Genomic DNA, 15593 nt, shown 5'->3' on the forward strand with positions numbered 1-15593 from the left:
GTCAATCAGTAAGAACAATGTCCAGTGCGCTGTAGAACCAAAAGGATACCGCCAGGTTTATTCCGAAGTTCCTGGTTCTATACCAGGCATTATAAGTATCATACTTGGGCCCGATGGCATCGGGATCGGTGGCGTTCAGGTAACTTTGATGGCTTAAATAGGTGCCTAAAAACACCGTACCCAGTCCGGCGGCAATGCCAAGGGCCGATCGTTTCAGTACTTTTCCCTTCCTGGTCTCCCCCCGGTAAGACTGTCCCCAGCCCGGCCACAGGGCGGTGCGCCACAAACAGGGATACTTTTGAGGCTTGCCTTTATCAAAGATCATCCCGGCCTGCACCCCCGATTGTCCCTGACTTTGGGCGTTTTCCAGCTGAGCCCGCTTGAAAACGCTGATGATCTTGGGGGAGACGAATTCCGGATTCAATTCCAATTTAGGTTTGGTGACCAAAATAGCTTTGAACGCGCCAACAGCCTGATCGTCATCACCCAGGGCCACCAAAGAGAAAGCCAGGTAAGTGCGCAGGTAGACAAGATCACTAGGAGTGTAGACCGCAGTGTCAGCCAGCGCTTTTTGGGCGGTAATGACCACCTCATTGTAAAATCCACGTTCGTACGATGCCACCACCGCTCCCAAATAGTTGCTGCCTTGGGCAAAAACGGGAAAGTAACCGGCTGCCCAGATCAGCAGAAATGATATGAATAATATTTTTTTCATTTCAGGATTATGTTCCGGTCCAAAGTCTTTTCCTCTTCGATGTTCAGGTTTTCTTTCCACTCTTTTCCCGCCGGGCCTGAAAGTTTTAGTTCATGTTCCCCGATGGAAATTTTCAACGGCGACCCCAGCGGAGTGGTCCCCATCTCCTCTCCGTCTATGTGAACCACTGCCCAGGGAGAAACGGTAAGCCTTAAGTATCCAAAAGCCTCCGGCATAAAAACATCCAACGATAAGGTGTCGCCGGGACCTATTGCCAGGGTATCAAGGTATTCCCTGCGGTTGGGATGCCTTAGTATCAATTGGTATTTGCCGGGTGAAAGCTTTAGCGGATTATCCAAAGGCGTGCGTTCGTAATATCGGCCGTTAAGATATATCTCGGCCCAGGGTTTCACCGAAAGTTTAAGAAAGCCAGGATCATTGTTTTGAGGTATCAGATTGGCCGTAAGGTTAAGGTTCTGGCCGGGATTTAGCCTGAGGTTGATCTGTTTTGTCTGAAAACCTTCCTTGGTGACCGTAACCCGGTACTGCCCAGGATCCAGATTTTGAATGGTCAGGGGAATTCTGCCGTAATCGCGGCCATTTATGGCCACCTCCGCCCCTTCCGTACCAGAAACCAAAACTGTTTGCTGCTGGATCGCCGGTCTGCCTGTATCCGGAATATTTATATTAACGGAGTCCGCCCGGGGCATACTGCCATTGGCTTTACGGCTGGCGATATATCCTTTGACATTTTGATAGACCCAGCTGCTGGAAAATACCATCAACGCCGCCAAAGTAGCAATGAACAGGGTCTGACGGACCACGAAGACCCGCCGCTCGGTCCGGGCCATTTTTTTTATCAGGGTCAGGTCTTCCTGCCGGGGAACATAGCTTAGGGGCGCGCTGATATAGCGGGAAAGCGCTTCAGGACTGCCCATCTGGTATGGCGTCAGTCCGGCTAAAAGTTTTCCGGCATCGCCGTAACGGTGCTTGGGGTTCTTGTCCAAGAGCTTCTGAATTACCGAGTCCACCCCCAGCGGTAGTTCGGAATCCTGCCGGGCCAGGCTTTTGGGAACCAGCCGCAGGGTCCGGTCAATGGTCTCGGAGTGGGTCTGTCCGGCAAAAGGGTTATTCCCGGAAAGCATCTCGTAGAACATCACCCCCAGGGCATAGATGTCGGACTGGGCATCGGCCGGCTGGCCTTTTAACTGTTCCGGGGCCAGATAGGCCGGGGTCCCCACAAAGGTCCCGGGATCGGTTATTCCCAGAGCCTCCTGGGCGTAGGCCAGCCCAAAATCTGTGATCTTAACCCCGCCCCCCCTGGTCAGCATGACATTGGCCGGCTTGATATCCCGGTGGATGATCTGGTTCTGGTGGGCGTGCCAAAGACCCTGAGCTATCTGCCCCACCACATAGACTGACAGCAAAAAAGGAAGTTTTTGCTGTTGGGCCAACAGATCCTTTAGAGAACAACCGTCAATATATTCCAGGATTATGTAATATGACCCTTCCAGTTCAAAGTAATCGGTCACATCCACAATGTTCTCGTGATGCAGCCGTCCCAGCAGCTTGGCCTCGCGTTCAAATCTTTTTACAAAACCCTGATCGTTGGCCAGATGAGGATGAAGCTGTTTGATCACCACCTGCCGGCCCAGCTCGGCATGCCGCCCCAGATAGATCGTGGCCATGCCCCCGCTGGAAAGCACCGAGCTGACCTGGTAATTGCCGATCCTTTCCTTCATGTTTTCAAACCGGTCAAAATGGCTTCCAGGTTTAGGTCTAAATATGTCTGTTCGGCCGCCAGCGCCACCCCGGAATAATTAGTCATAAAAGCCAGGACAGCAGGCCAGGGCAGGTGCCGGGACGGATCAATATCCTCCAACCCCAGCACTTCATCGGCAGTGATCTCAAAATATCTGTTCTGATGGCAGCATTTTATCAAAGCCTGGTTTTTAGATTCTCCGTGGGCCAAACCCAAAAACTTGGCCAGGTCAACCTTCAAATTCCCGGTTTTTTTCAAACTCTCATCCTTTTTTTCCAGCCCCACCGAGATGATGGCGTCAACCTTGAGAGCCAGCCGGGCCGGGCCTATTTTAAAGGTCAATAATCGCATGATCTTATCATTTTGACGATTTGAATCTGCCCACCAAATTGTTCATTTTAACGGCGGTATGGGAAAGTGTCTGGGCTACCGCCGAAAGTTCTTCCATGGAAGCGGTCTGCTGCTCCACAGCTGCCGCCACTTCTTGGGTGGAGGCCGCGGTCTCGATGGCTATGGCTGATACTTCCGAGGCCAGCTGCACTACCTGTCCGGCGCTTTTGGTCTGGGCCCGGCTGGATTCCGAGATCTGCTTGACCATGGTACCGGCCACCGTTACCGTGCTGTTGATGACCTTGAGAGCCTGCTCGGTCTGATCCACGCTGGTCCGACTGTTTTCTATTGACTGCTGGGTCTGGGCGATCACCTCCACCGTTCTGGATATCTCGGCCTCGATGTCGCGGATCAGGGAAGAAGCCTGCTGGGCGGAATTCCCGGCCTCCACCGCCAGCGAGCGGATCTCGTCGGCCACCACGGAGAATCCCTTGCCGGCCTCACCGGCCCGGGCTGCTTCGATGGCGGCATTCAGGGCCAGAAAATCTATCTGCTGGGCCAGGTTGGAGACCAAGGCCGCCACCCCGCCTATCTCCTTGGATTTTTGCTGCAATTTGACCACCTTCTGGCTGGTCTGATCGGCCGATTGGTATATCTCAGCTATTTTCTGGACCGCCTCCGATGTTTTGGCCGCCCCCTGCTGGGATGAATCCACCGCCCTTTGGGATGAGACCGTGGTCATCCTGACCTGTGAATCTATCCGCTTGGCGGCTTCGGAAAAATCCTGCAATGACTTGGCCACCGAGGTCAGCCGTTCCGACTGAACGGTGGCTCCTTTGGATATCTGCTGAATGGTGGAAGAGATCTCCTGCCCCGAGGCGTTCATCTGCTGGGAGGAGGATGCCAGTTCCTGGGCGCTGGCCGCCACCTCGGCCGCCACCTTTTCTATGTCGCTTACCAGATGGTCCAGCAGTTTAACGAACTGATTGTACTGGTGACAAAGATCGCCCAGCTCGTTGTTGGCCAGCAGCGGAAGATGTCGGCCCAATCCCCGGTTTTCGCCGCTGATCTCGGACAAGGCTTGCACCAGAGAATCTATCACTCCGGTAATGTTCCTTGAAGCCAGATAAGCAATGATCAGGGTGGCCGCCAATCCTATCAGAGCGATCAGGGTCATCTGGTTCAGCCGCCCCATCATCACGCCGAAAGAAAGAGACAGCAGCATCACCACCAGAAACAGGGTTATCAGCCGGTAGGTCAGGGATATCCGGTAGGTTTTTTTGATAACCTCGGACTGGCGCCCCAGATGAAGCATGGCCAGCCTGACGACAATGTCCTTAAGTAAAAATTCTTCCATCAGAAAAATCAATGCCCCCAGTACCAGGGCAGTAACCACCGAATAAAGCAAGATGTACCAGAAACTGGTGGCCTGGGCCAGCAGGGCCACAATCAGCCAGATCACCGGAACTGCAATTATAAAGTTGACCGCCATATGCAGGGCCGAAACCAGGGGAAAATCAAGGGCCGCCTTAAAGGCCTCGGTAGCGGTCTGGGGACTGGACAAAGGATCTGACAAAAATTCCGTGACGGTTTTTAATCGTTTCCGGTTCCAGAGCTGGGTCAGTCCGGCCAGCGCCAGCGAGATGGGGATCCCGCTCCACAGCATCACCCGGTTGGCCTGCGGGGGAAAGGCCGCCACCTTGCTGACGAAATACATCAAAAAGGGCACACCGAAAAGCAAGGCCAGCAGATCCGGCAGGGCCAGGGCCAGCTTTAGTTTTTTCTCCGGCATCATTTTCCCTGGCCCTCCTTAACAGTAAAGTTTCCTACCAGACGTTTCATCTCCTCGGCCGACCGGGCAAGTTCCTGGGCGCTGGCGGTCATCTCCTGCATTGAAGCCATCTGCTCCTGGTGGGCGGCCGCGGTCTGTTCCATGCCGGAAGCCGTTTCCTCTGCCACCGCCTCCACTTGCTCTATGGCCAGCACTATCCTCTTGGCCCCCTCCACCTGTCCTTCGGTGGTCTGGGATATCTTCAGCGATCCCTCGGATGAATTTTTCACCGTCTCGATGATCTGGAAGAATGCCTTGTTCCCGTTCTCAGCCAGTTGTTTGCCGCTGCCCACTTCCACCAAGCCCTCCCGCATGGCGTTGACGGTCTGAATGGTCTCGGACTGGATCTCCTTGATCAGTCCATCTATCTGCTTGGTGGCGGAGGCTGTGCGTTCGGCCAGCTTTTTAACCTCGCCGGCCACCACCGCAAAACCCCGGCCCGATTCGCCGGCCCGGGCCGCCTCGATGGCCGCGTTCAGGGCCAGCAGATTGGTGCGCCAGGCCACGGCCGAGATCAGTTCTGTGATCTGGCTGATCTCACCGGTCTTCTTCTCCAGCCCCCCGATCACGAACGACAGCCTGGTCATGGTGTCGTCGATCTTGCCCATCTGCTCAGTGATGGCGGTCATGGCCTTCTCGCCCTCCGAGGCCATACCCAAAGCCTGGCTGGCCGATTTGGCTGCTTCCTGGGCGCTTAAATTGACCTCATCAACCGAGGAAGATATTTCGTTGATGGCGTCCTTGGTCTCCTTGACCGACGAAACCTGGGTGACTGAGCCCTGTGAGACCCTCTGCAGGGTGGCGGAGATCTCCTGCTGGGAGGCGCTCATCTCCTGAGTGGAGGCTGCCAGTTCCTCGGAAGTGGCGGCCACGTTGTTGGCGGTGTTCATCACTATCCTGACCAGCTCTTCCAGTCTGGCGGCAAAACTGTTGAAATGCATGCCCAGCCTGCCTATTTCATCATTGGCCGAATACTGCACCCGGCGGGTCAGATCGGCCGAGCTTTCGGCCAGGTCCTTAAGCATGCTGCCCAGCTGGCCGATGGGCTGGGAAACCATCCGGCGGATCATGTTCCTGATCAAAAAGATGACTATCAGAAAAGTAACCAACAGTAAAACCACCACATTGGTCAGCATTTTCTGGAACAAAGGAGTAATGATCTCGGCGTAGAACTGGGCTTGGTCGCTTACCAGCATTTCCTGCTGCAAAAAACCGGTCAGCACGTTGAACATCGTCACCAACAGTATTCCGGTAACCAATGTCAGTGCGGAAAAAAGCACGATGGCAAAACTGGAGATCAGTTTGGATTCAATGCTGACGCTGTTTTCTTTTTCCTGCGACTTAAGGAGGGTCATCACCGACCATCCGATTATCACAGCCGGAACCAGCATGGCCAGAAGTCCTATCCAGCCCAGCCGGGAATACAGGAATACCGCCAGGATTGAGACGGGGGCCAGGGTCAGGTTGAGCTTAAGGTCGGCCCAGGTCATTTTCATGGTTTCCGGCCAGCCGAAGTCACCGGTGATTAAATGGTAGCTTCCCACCATAAAATCATTGACTATGACGTAGACCAGCAAAACCCCTATCAATACCGGAATATTGAGCCATCCCAAAACATCACCGCCTCCCTTGCCCTGCAGCAGGATGAAGGCCTGGGACATCAGAAATACAGCCAATACGAATTGTCCCCCGATGAAGAAAACCCTTTGCCACGGTTTTTTCCGCCTGATCTGGTGGAAGATGGAGCTGACGGCTATGACCAGGGCCGCCGGAGCCGGACCCCAGACCAGAAAAGTGAAGTAGACCATCACCAGATCCAGCGAGACATGCACCCCGCCGGGCAGGGCCACGGTAAACCACTGGCATCCGGTGCCTATCACCAAAAGTGTCAGCATCAGCCAGAGCGGTACCCCGATCCCGCCTTTCAGCATATAGAACAGCAAGCCCAGGCCCAGAACAGTTACCGCCCAGGCGTATAAGCTTTGCCATTTGGATCTGTTGTTCATAATTTATCAATCTCCGCGATTTTAGGCTTGTATGAATTTGTTTTCTATTCTGGGTCTATAGTTCAGGACATGGATCATGTCACCGGATAAACTTATTGTGCCACTTGTTTTATTAAAGTTTTAGTCTCAATGATAAATACCAGCTTCCCCTGATGCTCAAAAGCCTGCTGTACCTTTCCCTGGTCCTGAATGAAATTCTTATCCACCGAGATCAAGGAAGCAAGTGGAATGTCCACTATGGGTCCGATCTCCTCCACCAACAGTCCGGTCTCTTTTCCGGCAGTGACCGTGATCACCAGATCACCGATGAGGACCGGCTGCGTGCTTCCCAGGAACAAGCCCAGGTCGGCTACCGGCACCTGTTTGTCCTGCCAGAGGCACATTCCGGTGATGAAACCGTTGTCCCGGGGCAGGACGGTGATGTCGGGGTGATAGATCACCTCCTGCACCGCCGTCATTTCCAAAGCAAAGAGCTCTGCTCCGGAGCGGACTATCAGAGCTTTTCCGGCAGTTTCGCCCACTTTCAGGCTTCCTCGCTTTTCAAAGTGTCGATCTGCTCCTGAGCCTCCTTTGACCACCAGTTGCCTGGCGAGAGTTTGATGCATTTCTCCCATTCCCGGATGGCCGCCCCAGGCATCTTTTTATGGTAATAAGCCTGCCCCAGGTGGTAGTAGGCTTCTATCAGATTCGGCCCCAGCACAGTGGCCTTGGAGAAGAAGAATATGGCGTCATCCAGCATCTGCCGCTCCAGATAGACCAGCCCCATGTAATAATGGGAGTAAAGCACCGCGGACCGGTCTTTGCCGGATTTAAGCACCCGGCTGAAATGCTCGATGGCCTCGCCGTAGATCTGTTTTTTAAGGCAGACGAATCCCAGGTTGTTGCGCACCGCATCGTTATTGGGCTCCAGCTGCAGAACTTTAAGACAGATCTCCAAAGCCTGGTCATAATTCCCCTGATAACTGTAGGCCCAGCCCAAAAGACCCATGGCCTTGGTGTCGGTGGGATTCAGCTTGACCGCATTGCTTAGCGAGCCGATGGCCTTTTCGTATTCCCCGCTGCAGATCTGGTTCCAGCCTTCGGCCACATAGGTGGAACTCCCCAGGCTGTCGGTGCGCATGGTCTCCACAAAGGAGCGGATCATCAGCTTAGATTGGTCCTCGCTGACCGGGGCCGATTTGTAGACCGAGATCAGCGTTTTGACTGAATCCTGCAAACTTAACAGGTGCTTCAAGGCTATGGCAATGTCCTTGTATAACTCGCGGATCTCCCGCTCCATCTGCCCTTCCTGCCCCTTGGCCTCGGGAACTTTAAGCCGTTCCTTCAGGACCGCGATCTTGCCTTGGTAATCCTTGACAATATCTTCCAGCACCGGCATGTCAGCATCCCCTTATCAAATGTTTTTACTATTCGGGCCTTGATTGTAAATAATACGTTTGATAGCCCCATGGAATAGGTTATCCAACGGAGTTAATCTTATAGCCACGACCTTTCGCTTATGCTATATGTTTGCCTTCCCTTGGGGGCCGTAGCTTCAGCGAAGGCCTCAGGTCGTGGCAGGCAATCTATGAAACCCGATGGGCTTTAGCCCCAGAGAGGAAACGAAGCGCTTCCGCTAAAGCTATGGCGTTTGAAGAAGCCCGGCATTAAGCGTAAGCGGAAGAGATTACTATGCCTATATCGGTGTATGGATTAATCATCCGGGGTTGAAACCCCAAGAGATTTTTTATCCCTCAGCCATAAGCTAAAGCTCGTGGCAATGAATAGTATTATCAATCATTTTATGAACAGGCCGAAACTATGGCCCCGGGGATCTGGTCCAGCGGCAACACCAGGTCCACCATCCCAGTCTCAATTGCTGATTTCGGCATTCCAAAGACCACGCAGGTGCTGCGGTCCTCGGCAATGGTATGCCCTCCCTGCCGTTTAATGGCCGCCATTCCCTTGGCTCCGTCATGCCCCATCCCGGTTAATATCACTCCCACTAACGGCAGTTTGGCGCTGGCCGCCAATGATTCCATGGTCACATCCACCGAGGGCCGCACCCCGAAACGGGGCGGATCCTGGTTAAGCTGGATATTCTGTCCGGACGGATCAATTGTCAAATGATAATCGGCCGGAACCAAAAGCGCCAGTCCGGGCTTGACAATGTCTCCCTCCTTGGCCTCCTGCACCATGATCCGGCTGCGGGAGGAAAGCCTTTCCGCCAGGGATTTGGTGAAGCCTACCGGCATATGCTGGATCAGTATCAACCCGGCATTGAGATTTCCTGGAAGTTTCGGAATGATCTCGGCCAAAGCCCTGGTGCCGCCGGTCGATGAGCCAATGGCCACAATCTTCTGGCCGTGGGCCGGGGAGTGGGCAATGGCCGATGCCGGCTCGGCTTTCTTGTGGCGCTGGTTCCTTAATTTATCCAGGTCCACCCCGGCCGCCACGGTTATCTTTTCCACCAGCTGCTGGCGGACCTTTTCTATGTCCAGCGAGATTGAGCCCGAAGGTTTGGTGACGAAATCAACCGCTCCCAGCTCCAGGGCCAGCAGGGTTGCCTCCGCGCCTTCCACCGCATGGGCAGAGAGCATCAGGACAGCCACCGGGGTCTCGCTCATCAGACGGGCCAGGGCCTTCAGCCCGTCCATGACCGGCATCTCGATGTCCAGAGTCACCACATCGGGTTTGAGTTTTTTTACCTGAGCCAAACATTCTAACCCATCATTAGCGGTTCCGGCCAGTTCCAATCCCGGTGTAGTGGAGATTATATCGCCCACCATTTTCCGCATTAGAGCGGAATCGTCTACCACCAGTACCCGTATAGGTTTTTTATTAGTCATTTATTGTGTCAGTCCCTTAATGGTCATTGGCATATTATCAATGTAAGGTTATCGAAGCATTACTGCCTTTTTGGTGCTGCTGAATGACCCGGCTTGTAACCTGTAGAAGTAAATCCCCGCAGCTACTTGCCGGGTACATTCATCCCTGCCATCCCAATTGATTGAGTAGTAACCGGGCTGCTGGTTTTCGCTGACCAGCGTTTTCACAACCTGCCCCAGAGTATTGTAAATCTTTATGCGGACATTACCCGGCTGGGCGATCTGATAATTGATGTTTGTTGCCTGCTTGCAGGGGTTGGGATAACATTGGCTTAATCCAAAAACCGTGGGCGCTGAATTTGCAATTTGCCTTTTGCCGGCAAATTGAGCCCCGCCCAACGTTCCCATGTCGAAAAACATCTTAAAACGCTGTAACCGGTCGTTGTGGGTGTCGGCCACGTAGAGATACTTGCCGTCCGGGCTTACTGCCAGGCCCTGCGGCAGCTTAAACTGTCCGGCTTCTTGGCCTTGGATGCCAAAGGTCAATAACTTGTTGTGCCAAGGGTCAAGCTCTATTACCCGGTTGTTGTAAACATCGGCAATGTACAGGTTGTTATTGTTGTCAAAACAGATGTCCCAAGGTTTGTCCAGGCCCAAGCTGTCTATTGAATTTACCAGATTCCCAGTGGTGTCAAATATGGCAACCCTGTCATTTTGGGAATCACAGACATAAACCAGTTTTTCAGCCTCATTATTGCGGATGGCTATTCCGGCCGGTTGATTTAAGTAATTGTTTCCAAATTGCCTAATAAATGCTCCGGTTTTGTTAAATACCTGCACCCTGCCATTCAAGTGATCAACCACGTAGATTTCGTTGCCGCTGATCGTAATTCCGGTGGGTTGGTTGAACTCGCCCTGTTGATTGCCGTATTTGCCTATGGCGCTTAAATAGTTGCCCTGTCCGTCGTATTTCTTTACTTTGGACTGGTAGCAGTCGGTTATCCAGATATTGCCGGAATCATCAACCGCAATTCCCTTTGGGTGATTGAGGCCCAAGGTATCCTGGCAGGTGTATTTATACCCAAAACACAGCAGGGAATCGCCCTCCGGTGAGAACTTCCATATCTTGTCGGCTTGAGTGTCGGTTACGTAGATATTGCCGAAATTGTCGCAGGTGGCGTCAACCGGCAGGCTATTGAAGGTGGCAAACTCGGAAGTGATGGCTTGGGCAGGCAGGTCCGGCCCCGTTAACACCTGCACATAGTGGGTGTCTGCTCTGGCATTTCCGGCCAGGTCGTTGGCCGTAAACCGGAGCATATAGATATCGTCCGAAAGCATATCTGTGTTCCAGGAGTACAGCAGCATGCTGTAATACGGTCCGTTGACGTTTATATGCGTTGTGTTAGTGAATAATGCCTGCCAATTGTCGCTTGCGTATGGCTGGCAATCAAGGGTCCAGTCTTTGAAATTTTGGTCGGCTGACCATCCGCAAACCGGTACGGTCCCGTTAACATAACTTAAATCAAGGGGTATATCCAAACTAACCGCAGGTTTGGTCATATCCAGAATGATATCGTCATACCAGCCTGGTTCGCTGCTGATGTTGCCGGGCAGGTCTTTCAACTGCATATAAACCCGTTTTGTGCCGTCATCCGGAGAAAGCTTGTAATACAAGGGATAGTTGGTATCGGCATAGCCCCACCCGTCAAATACATATGTATTCTGTGGCACATTATCGGGCAACGCCCCTGTTTTCAACTCCACCGGTTCCAGGCGAATATTATCAACGGCGATGGTGTTGAATAATGTTCCCGGATCAGGGGGCGGCGGCGGAAGTTGGATGCCAAAGATATTATAGCTTATTTCAATTCTGTCTAAGGACCGGGCAGTATCCACTTTAAGGGTAAAGGTATCGGAGCTTGCCTTCCATACTACCTCCGGAGTGGAAGCGATCGGCTTATCCAAAAGCCTTACGCCATTGGGGAAAAGCGAGTCGGCATAAAATACATCCACGTATTTATACGAGGATATGACGTCATGGGAATAGATATCGTCCGACAACCGGAATAATTTGTTGCGATGCGGGTTGATTTCCGATCCGGGTATGATCTGTTTGGCCGAAGACCCTATCTGTGCAGGGCCTGGGCCGGTATGAACGCCTTTTAAATGTAAAAAGCCATCGTAAAATTCTGCGTTGTCTAAAGTCCAATTTGCAGTATCTGCAAATGTGCCGTTTTTGACTAAATTTACGTAGCCGGAATCGCTGCCAAACGGTTTTTCGGCAAAGCGCATTTGGGATAAGCCGGGGAACAGATCAGTTCCAGACAGTTTCACGTTTACAGTTTGGGAGTTCGTGAAGTTAGCGTTGTTGTTGATCGTGATAGCGCCATTCACAGGGGGAACATCGTTGAATAATATCTGGGCGGAGTATTTTGGGGTCAGTATCTTTCCTCCGCCGATCTTAAACTGAAGCTCAAATATATTGGCCTTATTGTCTACTGAATTCTCCAGGTACTTTATGGACGAAGCGCTGTAAGGCAGCCAGTCCGAAGTATCCGCGGCCCAGTAATAGCTTATGTAATCCGGGTTTGCTGCCGTGTCCGCCTGGGTTTTTACGTAGTATTTTTGGGTTACCTGAATGGAATCCTGGCTTAAAGGCGTGCTTACATTGGGCGTTATTTCGGCAAATTTGAAATTTGTATGTATTGCCCCGTTATTGATCTTTGGGGCCGAGGCAAACGGCACTATGCGCAGTAACCGGCCGCCGCCGGGCAACAGCTTAACCGTAAAACAGGTGTCTTTACTTGCGGGCATGAGGCCGGTTATGGTTTTATTGTTCAGGACATCAACAATAAAATACGAATTGGGCTGGCCAAACGACGGCATATAATTTATGGTTACAATCAGTGTGGCTGTGTCCGTTTTTAAACAATGACGGTTTACCAGCATTAAATATTTTTGGGTTGAATCCCCTATTTCGTAAAAGAGCGAGCTTTCGTAATATATGTCCCTGATCTCCGTTGGCGTAGAACTGTCAAATGTAATGCCTTTAATTATTGAACTGCTGTTTATCTTGTCTATCCGGCAAGGATCGTAACAACGCAGGTTCATTAGGGTTGGGCCTAATACTTTTAAGGTATCGCATAATTCCTTAGTCCAATCGAAAACACGAAACCTAGCACTATCTGTGTATTGAATCTCAGGGTATTTAGTTTTACTTCGTGGATCTCTATTTATTTCTAATGGGCCAAAATATTCAATATGCGGATTGTCCCAATCCTGACGGCCGCTACGGTATTGGGCCACAGATATCCCTTTGGCTCCGCGGCTTATGGCCAGCCAGCCCTGAACCCTTATTTCCTCTCGGGTGGGCCAGCGGTATCTGGGCCAGATCATCGTATCATTATAACCGTCTTCACGCGAAGTGTATATGTTCGAATACCACTTGGTCTCCGGGTGCTCCTTTTCGAAATATTTAAAGCAGGTGTCGCAACCGTCAATCATCCATTCCTGCAGGGTATTTTGGAAAACCGGACCGGAATACGGAAGGCCCGCATAGTTAAAATACATGTCGTTTTCCATGACGCCCAAATGGCAATAGTTATTCTCATCGCAAAAGTCCTGGACGAATCTTGCAAACGGCACTTCAGCTTGATTCCAGGCTTTAATGCAAAAGAAAAACAGGTTGCTTCTTTTTAAATTAACCGGGGCCCTGCTGTCCCAGTATTGGGAAAAATATTTCATGTATTTTATCCGGTTGTCCCATTTTTCCCAATGGGAAACGCCCAGCGAATCGTTATAATTGCCCTCCCATCCCATGATAAGGCCCTTAAAACCCTTTTTATCCCTATATGTCTGTATTATGGTATCGGCCAGATGTTTTAAGGTATCTTCCCAGGCAACCGGCACGTTGCTGGTATCTAAACCCCAGTTATAAAATAGTTCGCTTACGCGTGCGCCTGCCAGGATAGGCCTTGTGCCAAAGGCCATATACATTTTAAACGCGCCGTTTTGGGGTTCGCAAAGCGAATCCAGCCAGCCGTTTTCGCCGAAAGGTTGGCCTGTTTTGGGGTGAAATACCGGATCGTGAACGTCTTGTTCTATGGCATTCACACCAAGTAGCGTTAAATTATCAGATTCATCTTTTACGCTAAAATACTGTTCCAAACCCGGGCGGTAAAAGCCCCAAGCGCTTAAATAGAAAGTTGAATCCTGAGCATTGCAAAAAGCAACGATACCAAACAATACTATCGTTAAGAGAGGTATTTTCTTATTCATAACGGGTCCCTTTACCTTATTAACGATATTTTTTGGGTTTGTGTAATGTCTTCTGTTTTTTGACAGATAAAATAGACGCCATTGGATAATCGCTGCCCTTGCTCATTGGTCCCACTCCATGTTAAATTGTATATTCCCGCATTCTGTTTGCCATTGATTAATGTTTTTACTCTTTGCCCGGTAATATTATAAATATTTAAAGAAACATGTTGGGTTTTATCCAAAGAATACTGGATATTTGCCAAAGCATAAAACGGATTTGGCCATAATTTTATTTTTTGCACTTTACCTTTTGCATTTTCTGTTGGCTCTCCCTCCACTCCACCCGGCGTCCCATCGGCATATATCCTCTGTGCGTATATATAAAACTCTTCCCAAGCGCATACTAAACCACCTGAAAGATCACTGCATACCTTAGGGTACCTATCGGAAGCAGTTGATACACTGTCTACAGTGACACCCGTAGCACCCCAATATGCTAAACCTTCATTTGTTAAACGCTGTGAATAAAGCCTTGTCTGGCCAGCAACTATTAACACATCACCAGAATCATCTTTACTTATATTATAATCCCCACCAGGAAAGAAATTAAAGACCTCACTACCATTACTCCATAGGGGTGTTGCTGTTACATCGAAACTTTGTGCAGTATCAAGATTAACAATAATAAAACCATTATCGTCATTTGCACATAAAACATCCCATCCACCAGAACCGTACCTGCCAGTAAAAACCCCCACGCTATCCCATTGCTTGACTCCATTGCTGTCAAACGATTGAACGTATGTTTTCCCGTCAACAAGAAAATCATACCAACCGATGTACGCCCCGCCAATATTATTTGGCACTGGGTTGTTGGCTAGTTGTATACTATCTCTCACACAAACTGATATTCCATCCGCTATCCATCTAATGTTACCCAACGAATCCAATAATTGGGCATATATATCTTTCCCCGTAGTGTTCCTATTACGGTAATCTTCCCACCAAGTTATCGCTGTTGAGCCTTTATTGTTAACACATACTAATGGGTCAAGCTGTAAATCATCCGCCGTGCATACCGGCACTCCGTCAGCCTGCCACAATATGTTACCATTGGCATCCACCCGCTGGGCATATATGTCGTCGCTGGTCGTTCCCACATCCCTTTCATCCTGCCAGGCCATCACCGCCCCGTTCCTCCCGTCGGCGCACATGTTCACATAGGCCGAGGGTAGGCTGCATACAGTTATCCCGTTCTCCGGCCACACCCGGTTGCCCAGGCTGTCCAACCTTTGGGCGTATATATGAGGATATCCCGTGCCGTCACGGCCCCATTCCTCCCAGGATATGATCGCTCCACCGGCTCCGTCGCTTACTATATCGGCAAACCACGCTTCGCTGTTGGTCAAACTGCATACCGGAACTCCGTCTGTCTGCCACACCATATTGCCCCCGCTGTCCACCCGCTGGGCGTATATGTCATAATCCGTGTCGCTGCCGCCTAACCGGTATTGTTCCTGCCAGCAGATTATGGCCCCGCTTTTTCCGTCCGTGCAGATCCGGGCTTGCTCCGGAAAACCCACGTTTACCACCCGTATACCGTTAGGCTGCCAGCTAGGGGATTTGACCCCTCCCCGCTGCGAAGAGGATTCGGGGACCGGCACTGAACAAAGCCCTGAGCCTGCCGAAGGGCGAAATGTTAGGCCGTCTTTTGGCCGGGCATGGTCCTCCCGCTGGTCGTGGGCAAATACCCGGGCAACAGGCTGGGCAATTGCCGTGACGTAAAGCAACGCTGCTGCAAGCAACAAAAATATCTTTTTCATTTTCTTCTCTTATCGCATTACTTTTAAACAAAGATTCTTAACGTAAAAATCCTTTTAAATCCATTTCATTTTTATTGTAT

General features: G+C 51.1%; 10 protein-coding genes. All 10 read right to left on the reverse strand.

Features of this window, described 5'->3' with window-relative positions:
• Nucleotide 1: 1 nt before the first annotated feature.
• Nucleotides 2–715 carry a hypothetical protein gene (locus HZA73_04010; protein ID MBI5805190.1) on the reverse strand — a complete coding sequence of 238 codons (714 nt, stop codon included), beginning with the start codon at nucleotides 713–715 and terminating at the stop codon, nucleotides 2–4.
• Nucleotides 712–2436: a serine/threonine protein kinase gene (locus HZA73_04015; protein MBI5805191.1), complete on the reverse strand. Its 1725-nt coding sequence runs from the start codon at nucleotides 2434–2436 to the stop codon at nucleotides 712–714. The genes HZA73_04010 and HZA73_04015 overlap by 4 nt, the downstream gene beginning before the upstream one ends.
• On the reverse strand, nucleotides 2433–2807 hold the full coding sequence (locus tag HZA73_04020) for a hypothetical protein (GenBank protein MBI5805192.1): 375 nt from the start codon (nucleotides 2805–2807) through the stop codon (nucleotides 2433–2435). The genes HZA73_04015 and HZA73_04020 overlap by 4 nt, the downstream gene beginning before the upstream one ends.
• Nucleotides 2808–2814: 7 nt before the next feature.
• Nucleotides 2815–4581 (reverse strand): hypothetical protein, encoded by a 1767-nt coding sequence (locus HZA73_04025; protein MBI5805193.1) that lies wholly within the window; start codon nucleotides 4579–4581, stop codon nucleotides 2815–2817.
• Nucleotides 4578–6623 carry a methyl-accepting chemotaxis protein gene (locus HZA73_04030; GenBank protein ID MBI5805194.1) on the reverse strand — a complete coding sequence of 682 codons (2046 nt, stop codon included), beginning with the start codon at nucleotides 6621–6623 and terminating at the stop codon, nucleotides 4578–4580. Before HZA73_04030 ends, HZA73_04025 begins: the two co-directional genes overlap by 4 nt.
• A gap of 92 nt (nucleotides 6624–6715) precedes the next feature.
• Nucleotides 6716–7144 carry a chemotaxis protein CheW gene (locus HZA73_04035; GenBank protein ID MBI5805195.1) on the reverse strand — a complete coding sequence of 143 codons (429 nt, stop codon included), beginning with the start codon at nucleotides 7142–7144 and terminating at the stop codon, nucleotides 6716–6718.
• Between the two features lie 2 nt (nucleotides 7145–7146).
• Nucleotides 7147–8001: a tetratricopeptide repeat protein gene (locus tag HZA73_04040; GenBank protein MBI5805196.1), complete on the reverse strand. Its 855-nt coding sequence runs from the start codon at nucleotides 7999–8001 to the stop codon at nucleotides 7147–7149.
• Between the two features lie 403 nt (nucleotides 8002–8404).
• A complete protein-coding gene (locus HZA73_04045; protein MBI5805197.1) occupies nucleotides 8405–9451 on the reverse strand; it encodes a chemotaxis response regulator protein-glutamate methylesterase in 1047 nt (348 codons plus the stop codon).
• A 48-nt stretch (nucleotides 9452–9499) separates the two neighbouring features.
• Nucleotides 9500–12244 carry an SMP-30/gluconolactonase/LRE family protein gene (locus HZA73_04050; protein MBI5805198.1) on the reverse strand — a complete coding sequence of 915 codons (2745 nt, stop codon included), beginning with the start codon at nucleotides 12242–12244 and terminating at the stop codon, nucleotides 9500–9502.
• 1475 nt (nucleotides 12245–13719) lie between these two features.
• Complete coding sequence (locus tag HZA73_04055) at nucleotides 13720–15513, reverse strand: T9SS type A sorting domain-containing protein (GenBank protein ID MBI5805199.1); 1794 nt, start codon at nucleotides 15511–15513, stop codon at nucleotides 13720–13722.
• Nucleotides 15514–15593: the final 80 nt, after the last annotated feature.

This window comes from candidate division TA06 bacterium (assembly GCA_016235665.1).
Taxonomy (GTDB): Bacteria; Edwardsbacteria; AC1; order AC1; family EtOH8; genus UBA5202.

What these genes read in the sequence shown, in the direction of transcription:
- HZA73_04040 (MBI5805196.1), bottom strand. Translation starts at nt 8,001, where the DNA reads ATGCCGGTGCTGGAAGATATTGTCAAGGATTACCAAGGCAAGATCGCG.
- HZA73_04030 (MBI5805194.1), bottom strand. Translation starts at nt 6,623, where the DNA reads ATGAACAACAGATCCAAATGGCAAAGCTTATACGCCTGGGCGGTAACT.
- HZA73_04010 (MBI5805190.1), bottom strand. Translation starts at nt 715, where the DNA reads ATGAAAAAAATATTATTCATATCATTTCTGCTGATCTGGGCAGCCGGT.
- HZA73_04025 (MBI5805193.1), bottom strand. Translation starts at nt 4,581, where the DNA reads ATGATGCCGGAGAAAAAACTAAAGCTGGCCCTGGCCCTGCCGGATCTG.
- HZA73_04045 (MBI5805197.1), bottom strand. Translation starts at nt 9,451, where the DNA reads ATGACTAATAAAAAACCTATACGGGTACTGGTGGTAGACGATTCCGCT.
- HZA73_04015 (MBI5805191.1), bottom strand. Translation starts at nt 2,436, where the DNA reads ATGAAGGAAAGGATCGGCAATTACCAGGTCAGCTCGGTGCTTTCCAGC.
- HZA73_04020 (MBI5805192.1), bottom strand. Translation starts at nt 2,807, where the DNA reads ATGCGATTATTGACCTTTAAAATAGGCCCGGCCCGGCTGGCTCTCAAG.
- HZA73_04050 (MBI5805198.1), bottom strand. Translation starts at nt 12,244, where the DNA reads ATGCCCGCAAGTAAAGACACCTGTTTTACGGTTAAGCTGTTGCCCGGC.
- HZA73_04055 (MBI5805199.1), bottom strand. Translation starts at nt 15,513, where the DNA reads ATGAAAAAGATATTTTTGTTGCTTGCAGCAGCGTTGCTTTACGTCACG.